This is a genomic window from Thermoanaerobacterium aotearoense (genome assembly GCF_009905255.1).
GTDB classification, from domain to species: domain Bacteria; phylum Bacillota; class Thermoanaerobacteria; order Thermoanaerobacterales; family Thermoanaerobacteraceae; genus Thermoanaerobacterium; species Thermoanaerobacterium aotearoense.
Window position 1 is genome coordinate 394546 of sequence record NZ_CP047602.1, and the last position, 17271, is coordinate 411816.

Annotated in this window: 14 protein-coding genes; all 14 read left to right on the top strand. The window is 37.6% G+C overall.

Annotated features, from left to right (window positions below; all coding sequences use genetic code 11):
- Nucleotides 1-124: 124 nt before the first annotated feature.
- Nucleotides 125-1525 (top strand): glucuronate isomerase, encoded by a 1401-nt coding sequence (uxaC, locus tag GSH73_RS01895; protein WP_014757129.1) that lies wholly within the window; start codon nt 125-127, stop codon nt 1523-1525.
- A gap of 31 nt (nt 1526-1556) precedes the next feature.
- The gene (locus GSH73_RS01900) at nt 1557-2558 is read left to right on the top strand and encodes a LacI family DNA-binding transcriptional regulator (protein WP_014757128.1); all 1002 of its coding nucleotides are present in this window, start codon (nt 1557-1559) and stop codon (nt 2556-2558) included.
- Between the two features lie 104 nt (nt 2559-2662).
- Nucleotides 2663-3748, top strand: coding sequence for a glycoside hydrolase family 88/105 protein (locus GSH73_RS01905; protein ID WP_014757127.1), 1086 nt, complete (start codon nt 2663-2665; stop codon nt 3746-3748).
- Nucleotides 3749-3837: 89 nt separating this feature from the next.
- Nucleotides 3838-5181 (top strand): ABC transporter substrate-binding protein, encoded by a 1344-nt coding sequence (locus GSH73_RS01910; protein ID WP_014757126.1) that lies wholly within the window; start codon nt 3838-3840, stop codon nt 5179-5181.
- A 94-nt stretch (nt 5182-5275) separates the two neighbouring features.
- The gene (locus GSH73_RS01915) at nt 5276-6157 is read left to right on the top strand and encodes a carbohydrate ABC transporter permease (protein ID WP_014757125.1); all 882 of its coding nucleotides are present in this window, start codon (nt 5276-5278) and stop codon (nt 6155-6157) included.
- Nucleotides 6157-7062: a carbohydrate ABC transporter permease gene (locus GSH73_RS01920; protein ID WP_014757124.1), complete on the top strand. Its 906-nt coding sequence runs from the start codon at nt 6157-6159 to the stop codon at nt 7060-7062. The genes GSH73_RS01915 and GSH73_RS01920 overlap by 1 nt, the downstream gene beginning before the upstream one ends.
- Nucleotides 7063-7077: 15 nt before the next feature.
- Nucleotides 7078-8643, top strand: a complete 1566-nt coding sequence (locus GSH73_RS01925; RefSeq protein ID WP_235062537.1) for a glycoside hydrolase family 28 protein — start codon at nt 7078-7080, stop codon at nt 8641-8643.
- A 59-nt stretch (nt 8644-8702) separates the two neighbouring features.
- Nucleotides 8703-10157 carry a tagaturonate reductase gene (locus GSH73_RS01930; protein ID WP_233432497.1) on the top strand — a complete coding sequence of 485 codons (1455 nt, stop codon included), beginning with the start codon at nt 8703-8705 and terminating at the stop codon, nt 10155-10157.
- A 2-nt stretch (nt 10158-10159) separates the two neighbouring features.
- Nucleotides 10160-11650 (top strand): UxaA family hydrolase, encoded by a 1491-nt coding sequence (locus GSH73_RS01935; protein ID WP_014757121.1) that lies wholly within the window; start codon nt 10160-10162, stop codon nt 11648-11650.
- A gap of 23 nt (nt 11651-11673) precedes the next feature.
- Nucleotides 11674-12636: an AEC family transporter gene (locus tag GSH73_RS01940; protein WP_014757120.1), complete on the top strand. Its 963-nt coding sequence runs from the start codon at nt 11674-11676 to the stop codon at nt 12634-12636.
- Nucleotides 12637-12660: 24 nt separating this feature from the next.
- Entirely contained in the window at nt 12661-13998 is a 1338-nt protein-coding gene (locus tag GSH73_RS01945) for an MATE family efflux transporter (RefSeq protein ID WP_014757119.1), read from the top strand.
- 11 nt (nt 13999-14009) lie between these two features.
- Entirely contained in the window at nt 14010-14852 is an 843-nt protein-coding gene (locus GSH73_RS01950; RefSeq protein ID WP_014757118.1) for a sugar phosphate isomerase/epimerase family protein, read from the top strand.
- A gap of 156 nt (nt 14853-15008) precedes the next feature.
- Nucleotides 15009-15770, top strand: coding sequence for a DeoR/GlpR family DNA-binding transcription regulator (locus tag GSH73_RS01955; RefSeq protein ID WP_014757117.1), 762 nt, complete (start codon nt 15009-15011; stop codon nt 15768-15770).
- A gap of 41 nt (nt 15771-15811) precedes the next feature.
- On the top strand, nt 15812-17260 hold the full coding sequence (locus GSH73_RS01960) for a tagaturonate epimerase family protein (RefSeq protein ID WP_014757116.1): 1449 nt from the start codon (nt 15812-15814) through the stop codon (nt 17258-17260).
- Nucleotides 17261-17271: the final 11 nt, after the last annotated feature.

The window sequence follows — 17271 nt, forward strand, 5'->3', positions numbered from 1 at the left end:
TTCAAAGATGATAAATTCAAGCAAAAAAATTTTTAACATTAACTTGACAATCATCATTGGCAGTTATATAATTAAATTAAACAAATGTTAACGTGAACAAAAATTTCGTGGGAGAGCTGATTTTATGAAGAATTTTATGGATGAAGATTTTCTATTAGACAACGAAGTTGCTGTTAAACTATTTCATGATTATGCTTCAAAGATGCCTATATTTGATTTTCACTGTCATTTGAATCCTAAAGATATTTACGAAGACAAAAAATTTAAAAACATCACGGAAGTTTGGCTATATGGCGATCACTATAAATGGAGACTTATGAGAAGCAATGGCGTCGATGAAAAGTATATTACAGGTGATGCTGATGATTACAGCAAATTTTTAGAGTTTGCAAAGACTATGCCTATGGCTATCGGCAATCCTGTTTTTCATTGGACACATTTAGAGCTTCAGCGGTACTTTGGCGTCAATGAGCTTCTAAATGAGAAAACAGCTCCAATGATATGGGAAAAAGTTAACGCTGTATTAAATAGCAGCGATTTCAGTGTAAGAAACATCATTAAGAATTCAAACGTAAAGATATTGTGTACAACAGATGATCCGACAGATAGCCTTGAGTATCACAAACTTTTGAGAGATGATGAAAGCTTTAGTGTAAAGGTTTTGCCTGCATTTAGACCTGACAAGGGTATAAACATTGACAAGGACGATTTTAAAGACTGGGTCAAAAAGCTTGAAGAAGCAAGTGGAATGGCCATTGAAGATTACCAGGATTACTTAGATGCATTGAATTCACGACTGGAGTACTTTGACAGCTTAGGATGCAGGCTGTCAGATCACGCTCTCGACTTTGTAGCTTATGAAGAGTCTTCTGATGAAGAAGTCGATGGTATATTCAAAAAAGCCTTGAATGGAGAGAAACTTTCTCAAATCGAGATAGATAAGTTTAAGACGAATATACTTCAATTCTTAGGAAGAAAGTACAAAGAGCTTGGATGGGCCATGCAGCTTCACATTGCAGCATTGAGGAATACAAATACCAGGATGTTTGAAAACTTAGGACCTGACACAGGTTACGACTCCATAAATGATGTTAATATAGCTTATCCGTTATCTAAGCTTTTGGATTCATTAGAAGCTACAGGAGAACTTCCTAAGACCATATTGTACACATTAAACCCAAAGGACAACTACGTTTTGGCAACCCTCATGGGAAGCTTCCAAGGAGAAGGGATTCCAGGGAAAATGCAATTTGGCTCTGCATGGTGGTTTAATGACAACATCGATGGAATGAGGGAGCAGATGAGGACGCTGGCAAATGTAGGACTTTTAAGCAAATTCGTTGGAATGGTTACTGATTCGAGAAGTTTTCTATCATACCCAAGACATGAATACTTTAGAAGGATACTGTGCAACTTGATTGGACAGTGGGTAGATAAAGGTGAGGTTCCTTACGATATAGATTTATTAGGGAAGATAGTTGAAGACATTTCTTATAACAATGCGGTAAATTATTTTGGAGTATAGTCTTCTATAATGAATGTGGAAGGTGCTTAAGATGAGCGTTACAATAAAGGATATAGCAAAACTTGCAAATGTATCACATACTACGGTTTCCAGAGCTTTAAATGATAGCCCGCAAATAAAAGAGGAGACGAAAGAGAAGATAAAAGAAATCGCCAAAAAGCTTAATTACGTGCCAAATTACAATGCTAAAAGCCTTGTTCTCAATAAATCATATAATATTGGCTTGTTCTTTTCTACAATCTTCAAAGGAACATCCCCAAGTTTCTTCTATGAAACTGTAAGGGGTGTAAACAGCGCAATCAAAAAAAATTACAATCTTATAATAAGAGGGATAGACGAGTACAAAGACTACTCGTCTATCGAGAAAAACCGTTTTGATGGGATCATACTTACAAGCCAAAGCGAAAGCGATAATGAATTCATGTACTATGTCATGAGAAAAGGTATACCATTGGTTGTCCTAAATAGGGAAGTCAACGAAAAATCTGTAGTCAATATACTGAGTGAAGAGAAGACAGGAGCTTACAATGCAGTGAAGTACCTTATTGAAAATGGCCATAGGGATATTGCCATAATTGAAGGCAAGGAAGGTTTCAAATCGACTGTAGATAGAAAAGATGGCTTTTTGAAGGCACTTATTGAAAGCAAAATACTTATTAACAATGATTACATCGTAAGTGGAGAGTACGACATAGAAAGCGGCTACAGCGCCATGAACAAGCTTTTAAAGCTAAAGAAAAAACCGACAGCCGTTTTTTGCTCCAACGATGATATGGCAGTAGGTGCTATAAAGGCCATATATGAAAAAGGCCTTAAGGTTCCTGACGATATTTCAGTGGTTGGTTTTGATGACAGTGAATTTTGTAGATATATAATACCTGCACTTACAACGGTGAGAAAGCCTATAAAAGATGTCAGCCAAAAAGGTGCAGAGATATTGATGTCCATGATTGAAAATGATGAAAACAGCGGAGAAAAGATATACGTGCCTACAAAGTTAAAGATAAGAGATTCTGTAATAGCCGTAAAATAATTTTTGCATAAATCCAGTTAACGTGTGCAAAACAGTTTAAATGAAAAGCTTTAATCAGAAATTGCTGCTGGAAATTAAAAAAGTCATTTGGAGGATTGAAAGCTTTGAACAAAGTTGAAAAGTTTATAGATGACTACATTAAAGATTACAAAAGTTACAAGCCATCATGGAATTACGAAGATGGCTGTGTGCTAAAAGGCGCACTTGATCTTTACAATGCGACAGATGATGAAAAGTACAAAACATTTGTATTAAAATACCTTGATGAATTTATAGAAAAAGACGGCGAGATAAAAGGCTACAACATGGACAATCACCATTTAGACGATATAAATTCAGGCAAAGTGTTATTTGACGTGTACAAAATGACAGGAGATGAGAAGTACAAGAAAGCCATAGAGACGATTTTTAATCAAGTTAAGACACAGCCAAGGACAAATGAAGGCAATTTTTGGCATAAAGATATATACCCTTATCAAGTTTGGCTTGATGGGCTTTACATGGTGATGCCTTTTTACATCAAATACATCAAAAATTTTGGTGACATTCATAGCTTATCTGATATTGTAAGCCAGTTTGGCAATGTGAGAAGGCTTATGTATGACAATGAGAAAAAGCTTTACTATCATGGGTACGACGAGAGCAGAAAAGAAGCATGGGCAGATAAAAAAACAGGTGTTTCTCCGAACTTTTGGGGAAGAGCTGAAGGTTGGTTTGTCATGGCCCTTGTTGATGTGCTGGAAGAGATGGACAAAAGAATGGAGTCTGAAAAAGATCTTCTTCTTAAAATATTCAACGAAGCAATAGATGGACTCATTATTTATCAAGATGAAGAAACAGGCATGTGGTATCAAGTCTTGGACAAAGGCGGTGAAAAAGGAAATTATCAAGAAACATCCGCAACGCTGATGATTTCGTACAGCATACTGAAAGGTGTGAGATTAAACCTTTTGCCGAAAAACTATAAAGACAGTGGCGTAAAGGCATTTGAAGGCACAGTCGATAAATACCTCGTAGAAAATGAAGGGAAATTGATGCTTGGAGGTATATGCTCTGTTGCTGGATTAGGCAACAATCCATACAGAGATGGAAGCTATGACTACTATATATCAGAAAAAGTCGTCTATGATGATCCCAAAGGCGTAGGCGCATTGATGATGGCGTACAGTGAAATAATTAAAATAAATTAAATCTGCATTTGAAAGGGGTGATAAAGGGAGGTCAAAAATCAACAGCTTTGTACATGCAAAATAAAAAAATTTTTTAAGGAGGATCATTTATGAAAAAACTTGTAGCATTAGCACTTGCGGCAGCTCTTGGTATTTCGACGTTGCTTACAGGATGTGGCTCATCAAATAATTCAACGAACCAGAAGAACACAAATAGCAGTACAAAGACATCTGAAAGCCAGCCAGCAAAGCAAATAACTCTTAGGTTTTCATGGTGGGGCGATGACACAAGACATCAAGCGACTTTAAACGCCATAAAGCTTTTTGAGCAAAAATACCCGAATATAAAGATACAGGCAGAGTATGCTGGTTGGGATGGTTATCTTGACAAACAGACAACACAAATGGCAGGTGGCACTGCTGCAGACATAATGCAGATAAACTGGAACTGGTTGCCGCTGTTCTCTAAAGATGGAAATGGCTTCTACGATCTTAATAAGTTGTCAAGCGAGCTGGGATTAGACAATTATTCTAAAGACATTTTAGCTACAGGAACTGTTAACGGTAAACTAAATGGCATACCAGTAGCTATGACTGGAAGAGTGCTGTACGTAAATAAGACGATGTACGACAAATACGGTGCCACGATACCTAAAACATGGGATGACCTTATTAATGATGCTTCAAAGTTCCCGAAAGGCAGTTACCCAATTGTAACAGGCTCTTATGATTCTTGGCTTTTGTCTATGACTTACGCAGAGCAAGAGACAGGAAAACCTTTCCTCACAACAGATGGCAAGCTTAACTTTACTCAAGACGATATAAAGACAGCTTTATCATTCTACAAGACTTTGTTAGACAAAAAAGTCACTACCCCAATTCAATCAATAGCTGCAGAAGGCGGCAATGGACTTGCACCAATAGCACAGCTTCCAAGCTTCTTAAATGGTAAATTTGCAGGCTTGTTTGAATGGACAAGTGCAATATCAAAAGAAGCAACTCCAATAAAGCAGAACAACATGGAGCTTGTGACAGCAGGACTTCCTATGAATTCTGATGCCAAGACATCAGCGGCTATATTAAAGCCATCAATGCTTTTTGCCATCAATAAGGATTGCAAATATCCGAAAGAAGCAGCTACATTCTTGAATTTCATCTTGAATGACCCACAAGGTGTAGAAGCTATGGGCACAAATAGAGGCATACCTGTAAGCAAGGCTGCTTTGGATACGCTTAAAAAAGACGGAAAAATATCAGGCTTAGAGTATGAAGGATTGCAGATATTGGAGTCAAAGCCAGGCTTGCCATTAAGCCCATATCTGGAGGATCCAAAGCTTCAACAAGTATACGATCAGACTATAGACAAAATTTCTTACAACCAAGAAACAGTTGATCAAGCTGCAAAAGAGATGTACACAAATATTCAGAATGTGCTAAGTCAAATAACAAAATAAAACACTGTGGTCAATTTGTGGAACTACAGAGGGAAAACTGTAGTTCCACGCATTTAATTAATTGCATCCACTTTGTATTGATAGGAGGGTTTTAATGGAAAACAGGCGCATAGGGCTTTTATATATACTGCCGTGGCTTATCGGTCTTGTGATATTTACTATATATCCGTTTGTGACATCTTTAATATTAAGTTTCACAAATTACAATATTATTAATGCACCGCAATTTATTGGTATTCAAAATTACGTCAATATGTTTCATGACAGCACATTCTGGACGTCATTTACTGCAACATTGGAGTATGTTGCAATTACAGTACCGCTAAAGCTTATATTCTCGCTTTTTATAGCTTTTATCTTGAATTACAAGCTAAAAGGCATCAATTTTTATCGTACAGCGTATTATGTACCATCGATTCTCGGTGGAAATATTGCTATAGCTGTTTTGTGGAAATTTGTATTTGCAAATACAGGGCTTGTCAATCAGGTTTTGGGAGTATTTGGTATAAAGCCAGTAGGTTGGTTTTCTACAGGTTTAGGAGCAATATTTACCATAAGCGCTTTAAGGGTATGGGAATTTGGCTCTACCATGGTGATTTTCTTGGCAGGTTTAAAAGACATACCGCAAGAGCTTTATGAGGCAGCAGCGGTTGACGGTGCAGGCAAGATCAAAACATTCTTTAAAGTTACCATACCGCTTTTGACACCCATAATATTTTTCAACTTGGTAATGCAGCTAATACAGGCTTTCCAGGAATTCAACGGACCTTACATGATAACGCAAGGCGGTCCTCTGTATAAGACGTATCTTTTGCCAATGATGATTTACGACAACTCATTTAAGTTCTTCAATATGGGATATGGCAGCGCTATATCATGGTTCCTCTTCATAATAATAATGATATTTACAATGTTCGTATTTTCATCGTCGAAGTACTGGGTGTTTTATTCAGATGAAGGAGGAGGCGAGTCATAATGAACAATGAGACAGCATTCAATAATGTAAACCTTAGGATGGATAAGGGGTATAGGAAGAGAGAGTTTAGAAGAAAAGTCAACTTGGCAATTAGATATGCGATACTGACAATTGGCGCAATTATAATGTTGTACCCAATTGTCTGGCTTGTAGGTGCATCATTTAAGACCAACAGCGAAATCTTTTCGTCAATAAGCTTCATACCAAAAAGGATAGATTTTACGCCTTATATAAAAGGATGGATAACAGGTACGCAATACACATTTGCAACGTACTACTTGAATACTTTTAAATACGTCATTCCTAAAGTTATTTTTACAGTTGTTTCATCTGTATTGACAGCATACGGCTTTTCAAGGTTTAATTTTCCGTTTAAAAAGCCTTTGTTTGCGATACTGATTTCAACGATGTTTTTGCCGCAGATCGTTTTGAGGATACCGCTCTATCTTTTGTGGAAGCAATTGCATTTGCTGGACACGTTTGTTCCTCTGTATGCAAATGACATATTTGCAGCAGAAGCATTCTTCGTGTTTATGATTATACAGTTTATGAGGGGAATACCAAAGGAGCTTGATGAAGCCGCCAAAATCGACGGATGCAATTCATTTACGATACTGACGAGGATATTGCTGCCGGTGATAACGCCAGCCATTGTGTCTGTAACCATATTTCAATTCATGTGGTCTATGAATGACTTCATGGGACCTCTTATCTACATCTCGACTGTCAGCAAGTACCCTGTCTCAATAGCTTTGAAAATGGCAATGGATGCTACGTCAGGCAACTTCGAGTGGAATAAGATAATTGCAATGTCGGTTATAGCTCTTATACCTTCAATCGTAGTATTCTTCTCGGCTCAAAAGTATTTTGTCGAAGGTATATCTACAAGCGGATTAAAAGGATGATTCTTTAAAGAAAGAGTGATTCGATTGAAAGAACTAAATGTCATATCAGTTACATCTACCACAATTTCCTTTGAATTGCAAGGATTAGAACCTTATTATTTAGAGAAAAAATATCAATTGTACGTTAATTCAAATTATATGGGCGAAGTCGATAGAAGTGTGTGGACGATAAAAAATTTAAAGCCTGATAGTCAATACGAAATTACATTGAAAAACGAAGATACAGGAGAAAAATCAACTGTATTTCAACGGACAAAACCTGAAACAGCATATATAAACGTGAAAGATTTTGGTGCTGTTGGCGATGGAAAGCGCATTGATACCTTTTCCATACAATCAGCCATAATGGCGTGTCCTGATGGGGGAAGGGTGTATTTTCCTGAAGGTGTTTACTTGACATACCCGATTTTTTTAAAAAGCAATATTACGATAGAATTGGGGAAAGGCGCTGTGTTATTAGGGGCAAAAGAGAGGGAAATGTACCCTATCCTTCCAGGGGAGATAGATAGCCAAGAATTCTCAAATAGCTATTTGGGATCCTGGGAAGGTGAAGCAAACGATATGTTTGCAAGCCTTATAACTGGCATCTCTGTGGAAAATGTTAATATTATAGGCGATGGAGTTATAGATGGCAATTCCAGTTTCGATACATGGTGGTACGACGCAAAGGTTAAAAGAATCGCATGGAGACCAAGGACAGTTTATTTAAATAAGTGCAAAAATGTACTGATAGAAGGCATCACAATAAGGAATTCGCCGTCGTGGACGATACATCCGTTGATGTCGCAAAACCTTAAGTTTATAAACTTAAACATCGAAAATCCTAAGGATGCACCAAATACTGACGGCCTCGATCCTGAGTCGTGCAAAGATGTCCTCATTGCAGGCACCAGATTTTCTGTTGGCGATGACTGCATTGCCATAAAATCAGGCAAGTTGTCTGTAAGCCAAAAGCTTCCTATGCCGTCGGAAAATCTTTATATAAGAAACTGCCTTATGGAATACGGTCATGGTGCTGTCGTAATAGGCAGCGAGATGTCAGGCGGAGTAAAAAACGTCCATGTAGAGAACTGCGTATTTAAAAAGACAGACCGTGGCATACGCATAAAGACCAGGAGAGGCAGAGGCAAGACTGGAATCATAGATGAGATACACGCTGCCAACATTAAAATGGAAGGTGTTTTGACGCCTTTTACAATAAATAGCTTTTATTTCTGCGATGCTGATGGCAAGACGGAATACGTGTGGAGCAAGGAAAAGCTTCCTGTAGATGATAGGACGCCGTATGTGGGCAATATTTATCTAAAAAATATAACATGCATTGATGCTCATGTTGCAGCAGGATACATGTATGGCCTTCCTGAGAGAAAAATTGAGAGAGTTGATATGGAGAATATCTATGTAAGCTTTGATTTAAACGCTAAGCCTGATTATCCTGAGATGCTTAGTTTTGTAGAAGAAATGTGTAGAAATGGATTTTACCTTAACAACATTAAAAACCTTAGGTTGAAAAATGTTGTAGTAGAAGGCGCTTTGACAGAACCATTTACAAAGTTAAATATTGACAATGAAATTCAATGAAATATTTTTTTTAAAATAAAATGTTCACGTGTGCTAAAATCGAGCTAAGGAGGAAGAAAATGATGAGGTTATCGTCGAAGATTTATAAGGATTATAAAAGATATCCAGAAAAGGTAGTACAGTTTGGAGAAGGGAATTTTCTAAGGGCATTTGCAGACTGGATGATTGATGAGATGGACCAAAAGGGTGTTTTTAATGGCAGCGTCGTCGTTGTACAGCCTTTAAGAGGTGGATTGGTGGATAAATTAAATGAGCAGGATGGACTTTACACCATTATACTTCAAGGAATAAAGGATGGAAAGGCTAAAAGGACTTATAAGGTTGTAAATAGCATAAGTAGAGGTATTAATCCGTATGATGACTACGAGGCATTTCTAAAAGTGGCTGAATCAGAAACCATAAGATTTGTGATTTCCAATACTACAGAGGCAGGCATTGCATTTGACGAGAGTGATACGTTTGATGCTACTCCCCACAGCAGCTTTCCTGCAAAGCTTACTGCTTTCATGTACAGAAGGTATAAGCATTTTGATGGCAGAAGTGACAAAGGGCTTATAATTCTTCCCTGCGAGCTTATTGACAGAAACGGTGAAAAGCTAAAAGAGATGGTCCTTAAGTATGTAGATCATTGGAATCTTGAAAAAGGATTTGTTGATTGGATTTTGAAGTGCAACGTCTTTTGCACAACCCTTGTAGATAGAATCGTGACAGGATATCCGAAAGATGATGCTGCAAAAATCGAAAAGGAATTGGGCTATGAAGATAGCTTGATAGATGTAGGAGAGTTATTTCACCTGTGGGTTATAGAAGGACCTAAATGGATTGAAAAAGAATTTCCTGCAAGGGAGATAGGCTTAAATGTAAGATTTGTAGATGATGTAACGCCGTATCGCGACAGAAAAGTGAGAATCCTAAATGGGCTTCACACAGCTATGGTACCTGTGGCGTATCTTTATGGGATTGATACTGTTGGAGAAGCCATGGAAGATGATGCTGTAGGAAAATTCATTAAAGACGTGGCTTACGATGAGATCATGAAGACATTGGATTTGCCGGAAGATGAGGTTAAAGAGTTTATTGGGGAAGTGTTTGATAGGTTTAAAAATCCTTACGTTAAGCACTACCTTATGAGCATTGCTTTAAATTCCATGTCAAAATACGAAACGAGGGTTTTGCCTTCACTTCTTCAGTACGTAAAAGCATACGGAGTACTGCCTAAAAAACTGGTATTTTCCCTTTCCGCATATATAGAGTTTTACAAAGGGAAAAGAGGCGATGAAGTCATACCATTAAGCGACGATCCTGACATACTAAAGATGTATCAAGATCTATGGAAAGACTTCGATGGCAGTTATGAAGGAATAAAAAACATTGTAACAAATGTTTTATCGTACGATAAAGTGTGGAAGATGGATCTAAATGAAGTAGCTGGGTTAAATGATGCTGTCACTGAGTATCTGTATTCGATTGAGAAGAATGGAATAAAGGATTCTTTAAAAGAGGTGCTAAAGTAACCATGAAAGATTTCATAAAAATAAATCCTTCAGACAATGTGGCTGTCGCTTTGAAAAATTTGAAAAAAGGCGATGTTATTTCGTTAGGCGATAAGAGATTAGTTATTGCTGATGATGTGCCTAAAGGCCATAAATTTGCTTTAAATGAGATTAAAGAAGGACATGATGTCGTAAAGTATGGTTATCCTATAGGACATGCACTTTCAGATATACCTGAAGGTGCATGGGTTCATACTCACAACATTAAGACAAACTTAGGGGATATTTTAAACTACGTTTATGATAAAAAAGAGGCCGTTGAGGCTACACAGCATGACTATGACATTACGTTTAAAGGGTACAAAAGGAAAACTGGCGCTGTTGGCATAAGAAACGAACTTTGGGTTGTGCCTACGGTAGGCTGTGTAAATGGCATAGGAGAGATGATAATAGAGAGATTTAAAAGAGAAGTCAAAATTGAAGGAATTGATGATATTCAGATATTTAAACACAGCTATGGATGCTCACAGTTGGGAGATGACCACATAAACACCAGAAAAATTTTATCAGACATAGTGAGGCATCCAAATGCCGGGGGTGTTTTAGTATTAGGTTTAGGCTGTGAAAACAACAACATACCTTCTTTTAAGGAAAATTTAGGTCAATACGATGAGGAAAGAGTTAAGTTTTTGATTGCCCAAGAAGTTGATGATGAGATCGAAGAAGGAGTGAAACTTTTAAAAGAGCTGTATCAGAAGATGAAAGACGATGTAAGAATCGATGTAGACATAAGCCAGTTGGTTGTAGGGCTTAAATGTGGCGGCTCTGACGGTTTCTCAGGCATCACTGCGAATCCATTGTTGGGGGCATTTACGGATTTTCTTATATCCCGTGGAGGCAGTGCGGTTTTGACGGAAGTGCCGGAGATGTTTGGAGCAGAGCAGATCCTAATGGAAAGATGTCAAGATGAAGATGTCTTCAGCAGAACTGTCGACATGATAAATGGCTATAAACAGTATTTTTTAGAACATCATCAACCTATATATGAAAATCCATCGCCTGGAAATAAAGCTGGCGGTATTACCACATTGGAAGAGAAGTCTTTAGGCTGTGTCCAAAAGGGTGGAAAATCAATCGTAGTAGACGTCTTAAATTATGGAGATACAGTGAAAAGGAGAGGACTTAACCTTTTATACGGTCCTGGCAACGATCTTGTATCTTCTACAGCTTTGGCTGCATCAGGATGTCATTTGATACTTTTTACAACAGGAAGGGGAACGCCTTTTGGTACGTTTGTGCCTACTGTGAAGATTTCCACTAATTCAGAGCTTTATAGGAAGAAGAAAAATTGGATCGACTTTAATGCAGGAACGCTCATAGAAGATGAAGGGATAGATGTGGCATTAGATAGGTTAGTAAACTACGTCTTAAAAGTAGCCAGCGGCCATAAAGTCAACAATGAGAAAAATAATTTTAAAGAAATCGCCATTTTTAAATCAGGTGTGACATTGTAAATTGAAAAGCGAAGGTGAATGATGTGAGAATATTTTACTACATTTTGACATCCGATATTCTTCCTATATTCTTGATAATATTCATAGGATATGTCCTTGGCAGCAAGTTTAAGTTAGACGTAAATTCTTTTAGCAAGATAAATTTTTACGTCTTTGTCCCGGGATTCATATTTGTAAATATTTATACGACTAAGATTCCATTAAACATGATGAAAGTGTTGGTATTTGCCATATCTATGCTTCTGGCAAATGTGGCAATCGGCAGCATCATAGCTAAATTAAGAAACTATGACAAAGGTTACAAAAATGCCTTTAGGAATTCCATCATGTTTTACAACTCTGGCAATATAGGTCTATCGCTTATAACGCTTGTATTTACTACAGGACCGTATTTGATACATGGAAAGACTCCTTACGCCAACATGGCGATTACCGCACAGATAATGGTGCTTCTGATACAAAACATATCTACAAACAGCATAGGATTTTTTCTGGCCAGCAGTGCATCTATGGACTTTAAAGACAGCATGAAGAAGATATTTTCCATGCCTACCATTTATGCAATACCGTTGGCTTTGCTTTTAAAACTGTTGCCTGTCGATCTGACCAAAATACCAATATGGCCTGCTGCTGAGTACATCAAAAACGCTTTTGTGCCTTTTGCGCTTATATCTTTAGGCGCTCAACTGTCATACACGAATATAAGCTTTAAAAACAAAGAAGTCTATCTATCAGCAGCCACAAGGCTATTGGGAGGCCCTGTCATCGCATTTCTTTTAATAAAGATATTCGGCTTTTCTGGTGTTGTGGCACAGGCATTGATGATATCATCTTCTACGCCTTCCGCAGTAAACACTGCTTTAATTGCCGTAGAATTTGACAATTGCAGGGACTATGCGTCACAGTTGGTCATGATTTCTACATTGCTTAGCACTATTACTTTGACTTTGGTCATTTATATGGCGAGGGTTATATTTCCAGTTTGAATTTAGCTAAAAGGATGTTAATAGATGATTATCAAAAAAGATATACTCAAACTTATAGGACCTATAATAACAGAGCAGACGTTTATAAGCTCTATGGGTATAATAAATACAATATTGGCCAGCAGACTTGGAAAAGAGGCGATTTCATCCATCGGCATGGCAGATTCTATCAACAATATTTTAATAGGGTTCTTTTCAGCCCTTGCAGTTGGTGGAACTGTCGTTGTAGCCCAGTATGTGGGGCAGAAAAATCAAAAGGCGGCAAATGAAGCCAGCAAGCAGATAATGTATTCAGGTGAGCTTATTACGACATTTATTACGATTCTCATATGGATTTTAAGGCATCCTATAGTGCTTTTGCTTTTTGGTAAAGCAGAAAAAATCGTATTTGACAATGCCATACTTTATTTAAGCATAAGCCTTGTGACATACCCATTTATAACAGCTCAGTTGGTGGCGTTTGGGGTATTAAGAGGTGCTGGCGACACAAAAACACCTATGTATATAAATGTGTTTATAAATGTCCTAAACGTCATATTAAGTTACGCATTCATATATGGAATAAAGATGATTAATTTCAAAGGATTAGGGGTGGAAGGTGCTGCAATAGGCATAGGATTGTCCAGACTTATTGGCGCTATAATAGCATTGTACATTTTGATTAAAGGCACAAGCGTTGTGAAGCTTTACGATTTGCGCCATTACAAACCTGACATTAAAATGCTTAGATCTATCTTTAACATAGGACTTCCCGCTGGACTTGAATCGCTTTTATTCAGCGGCGGCAAATTGATAACACAAGTATTTGTGGTGCTTTTTGGCACTGCATCGATTGCAGCAAATTCCATAGGTTTTTCTGTACAGCAGATATTCAATATTCCTGGCAACGCTTTAAGCATAGCTTCTACTATAGTCGTAGGACAGGATATGGGCAGCGGCGATCCTGTAGCTGCAAAAAAATCCCTTTACTACATGACTTGGCTTGCCAGTATATGTATGGGCATACTTGGCGCAGTATCATTCCCTTTCGCAAGGTTTTTGGTATCTATATACACTACAAATCAGGATGTCATAGATATTGCTGTGAAAGTCGTGAGGCTTAATTTAGCTTGTATGGTTTTATGGTCACTGTCGTTTGTGCTGCCTGCAGGCTTAAAAGGTGCAGGAGATGCCAAGTACACATTGATGACATCTATAATAGGCATGTGGGCTTTTAGAATAGTTTTAGGATATGTACTTGGAGTAGTGATGAAATTTGGCCTTGTAGGAGTATGGATAGGCATGTTTACAGATTGGGCAGTAAGAGGGACTCTTTACCTTATAAGGTTAAGAGGTACTAAGTGGCAAAAAGCAATTGTGTAGAGGTGCATTTTATGAATTTAGGAATAAGAGCACATGATCTAATGGGATTATCTTTGGAAAGACTGCCTGAAGAGGTTTCGAAATTGGGACTTTCTTCAGTCCAATTGGCTTTAAATAAATCATTTCCAGAGCTTCACATCAAAAATGGAAGTTTGACACCGGGTTTGGCTAATTATATAGGCAGTCATTTCAGAAATCATAACGTCCAAATCGCAGTGTTGGGCTGTTATGTAAACATTATTCATCCAGATTTAAGCGAAAGGAGGTCGTTATTAGAACTTTTTAAAGAGCATTTAAGGTATGCAAGAGATTTTGGCTGCAGCATTGTTGCTACAGAGACAGGCAACGTTCATGAGAAGATGGGATACACGACTGATAATTTCACAGAAGATGCTTACAATGAAGTGGTGAAAAGCGTATCTGAATTAGTTGAGGAAGCTGAAAAATTTGGAGTCATAGTAGGCATAGAGCCAGGTGTCAACCATCCTATTTACTCTCCAAAAGTCATGAGGAGGCTTATAGATGATGTAAAGTCCAACAATTTGCAAGTCATATTTGATCCGGCTAACCTTTTGACTGAGGAAAATTACAAAAGTCAAAAGATTGTCTTTGAAGAAGCCTTTAGGTTGTTTGGAGATAGGATTGCAGCAGTACATGCGAAAGACTTTTCGATAAATGAAGGGAAACTTGAATTTGTGCCTGTAGGTGAGGGACTGTTGGATTACGAAACGGTATTCAAGTATTTAAAGTACACAAAACCGTATATAAACATCTTGATGGAAAACACAAAAGGCGCATTTATAGAAAGTGGCATTTCGTATCTTAAGGGCAAATTCGAAGCTGTAATAGAATAAACCCACAAAAACCACATAAAATTTTTGGATTTTGAGGAGGAATTATTGGTTTTACGTCGAATATGTGTTAATATAGAATTAGAAAAAATCATTCGGCTTTCTTGATGATAAATGATGAGTTTGATATAGATGATAATTTGTATAGGATGGTGTCGTATGCTGGCTTCTACAAGAAGAAATAAGATAAAAGAAATACTCATGAAGAAAAAGTCTGTAAAAGTATCCGAGCTATGTGAGATGTTTCAAGTGTCAGATGAGACCATAAGACGGGATTTAGATGAGCTTGAAAAGGAAGGGCTTATAGAGAGAAACTACGGTGGTGGCGTGTTAAAGAAAAACATCGTTGTACCTCCACTCTTATTCAGGATGGAAGAAAATATTGAAGAAAAAGAGAAGATAGCCAATAAAGCAATAGATGAGATTAAAGAAGGAATGAGTATTTTTCTTGATGCAGGGTCTACTACTTATCAGTTAGCACGGTATATTAACTACAAAGGTTTAAGAAACATCACAGTTATAACAAATGGACTTAACATAGCTGCTGAGCTTGCAAGAAACACGAATATAAATTTGCACGTGACAGGTGGGAACCTTAAAAACGTCAATTATTCTTTGATAGGTCCAGATGCTGTAGAGTATGTAAAGAAGTACAATGCTGACATTGCTTTTCTTGCGGCAGCAGGAGTGTCATTGGAAAAGGGATTTACCACGTCTGACATCTTTGAGGCAGAAGTCAAAAGGTCCATGATTGGATCTTCAAGAATATCAATCGTGGTGGTGGACAGCAGCAAATTCGGCAAAGATGCTATGGTTTCATTTTGCAATATAGGAGATGTAGATAGAGTTATAACGTCAGGAGAGCAAAACATTGATGTGATAGATGATTTGAGAAATCACGTTGCCATAGATTTGGCTTGATTATGACGGGATGTTCTTTGATTTGAAAGGAGAGAAGAGAAATGGTTGGAAATGTATCGGCTGTGCTTAAAGAAAACGGGTTTAAGATATATCCAGATTCTTTAAGGAAGCTTGGTGAAAGCACGTATATATTTGTAGTAAAAAAGCAAAAGGAAAAAATGATCGGCATACTGTCCAATGATGAATTGAATCTTAAAGAACCATACTTTTCTGAAAACAAGAAAATAAGCGATAACCTTCAATTTAATGTGTACCCTTTTACTTTTGATAACTACGTTACGCTAAACGGCAGGTTTCACATAGGACCTACAGTATGCAGAGAAAATGCCTCATTTGGCACAGGTGACAGGCTTGGGATGGCCACAGCAGCACAGCTTGGTGCTTTAAAAAAATTCGATGTGTTTCCTGTTTTGGCGCAGCAATCCCCAAGAGAGCTTGTAAAGACAAACAGGGACTTTAAAGATGTGCTTTTAAAAGTGGTGTTAGGTGTCTTGGAGACGGGTTATATAGGCCATTATGGAGCTGATGCAGATCACATAAAAGACGAAAAGTACCTTTTAGAAGGCATAGATGCTGGCTACACCATGTACACGCTGGACTTAAGTGAACAGCTTTTTGATATAAGCGGTGCTACGCCATCAGCGATTAAAGAAAAGGCAGAGGCATTGTCAGATGTAAGCAAAAAGATTGTGGAAGATTTTTCAGGACAATCTTTAAATGTAGGTCTTGAAGGCCATTTAGTCTCAGAAGACGAGCTTTTAAAGTCTGCTATTGCATACGAAGGTGCAATGAAGTTTGTGGAGAAAGTAAATGACATCTTAAAAGAAAAACTTAACGATTTTGACCTCGAAATCTCCATCGATGAAGGTGGAAAAGTGACGACTTTGGAGGATCACCTTTTTGTAGCAGAGTATCTCCATCGGAATGGCATTGACTTTTTCAGCATAGCTCCTAAATTTCCTGGGGAATTTGAAAAGGCTATAGATTATGTAGGGGATGTAGATGAGTTTAAAAAAGCGCTTAAAAAGCACTACGATCTTACGAAGTTAATAGGCGGTTATAAGCTTAGCTTACATTCAGGCAGCGACAAGTTTAGCATTTACAAAATTTTTAGCCAGACAACTGAGAGGAATTTTCACATAAAGACGTCTGGCACAAGTTGGCTGCAAGCTGTAAATCTGATTTACAAATCTGACAGAGAGTTCTACAGAGAGCTTTATAAGATAGCTTTATCAAATCTGGAAGAAAGCAAAAAATCATATAAGGTTTTGATTAAAAAGGATGACTTTAAAGATGAACCTGAGCTTGATAATCCAGAATTTATTGTCAGACCAGAGATAAAGCAGTTGTTCCACATATCCTTTGGTGTTTTACTTGACTTAAAGGGAAAAGAGATCAAGGACATGCTTTACGAACATGAAGAAGAGCATTATAAAATGGTTTCTAACAACATAGAAAACCATTTGAAAGAAATATACTATGAAAAATAAATCTTAGGAGG

Excerpts from the sequence above, each read along its gene's own strand:
- GSH73_RS01920 (WP_014757124.1), top strand. The coding sequence starts at position 6,157 with ATGAACAATGAGACAGCATTCAATAATGTAAACCTTAGGATGGATAAG.
- GSH73_RS01945 (WP_014757119.1), top strand. The coding sequence starts at position 12,661 with ATGATTATCAAAAAAGATATACTCAAACTTATAGGACCTATAATAACA.
- GSH73_RS01910 (WP_014757126.1), top strand. The coding sequence starts at position 3,838 with ATGAAAAAACTTGTAGCATTAGCACTTGCGGCAGCTCTTGGTATTTCG.
- GSH73_RS01960 (WP_014757116.1), top strand. The coding sequence starts at position 15,812 with ATGGTTGGAAATGTATCGGCTGTGCTTAAAGAAAACGGGTTTAAGATA.
- GSH73_RS01955 (WP_014757117.1), top strand. The coding sequence starts at position 15,009 with ATGCTGGCTTCTACAAGAAGAAATAAGATAAAAGAAATACTCATGAAG.
- GSH73_RS01930 (WP_233432497.1), top strand. The coding sequence starts at position 8,703 with ATGATGAGGTTATCGTCGAAGATTTATAAGGATTATAAAAGATATCCA.
- GSH73_RS01935 (WP_014757121.1), top strand. The coding sequence starts at position 10,160 with ATGAAAGATTTCATAAAAATAAATCCTTCAGACAATGTGGCTGTCGCT.
- uxaC (WP_014757129.1), top strand. The coding sequence starts at position 125 with ATGAAGAATTTTATGGATGAAGATTTTCTATTAGACAACGAAGTTGCT.
- GSH73_RS01950 (WP_014757118.1), top strand. The coding sequence starts at position 14,010 with ATGAATTTAGGAATAAGAGCACATGATCTAATGGGATTATCTTTGGAA.
- GSH73_RS01915 (WP_014757125.1), top strand. The coding sequence starts at position 5,276 with ATGGAAAACAGGCGCATAGGGCTTTTATATATACTGCCGTGGCTTATC.
- GSH73_RS01900 (WP_014757128.1), top strand. The coding sequence starts at position 1,557 with ATGAGCGTTACAATAAAGGATATAGCAAAACTTGCAAATGTATCACAT.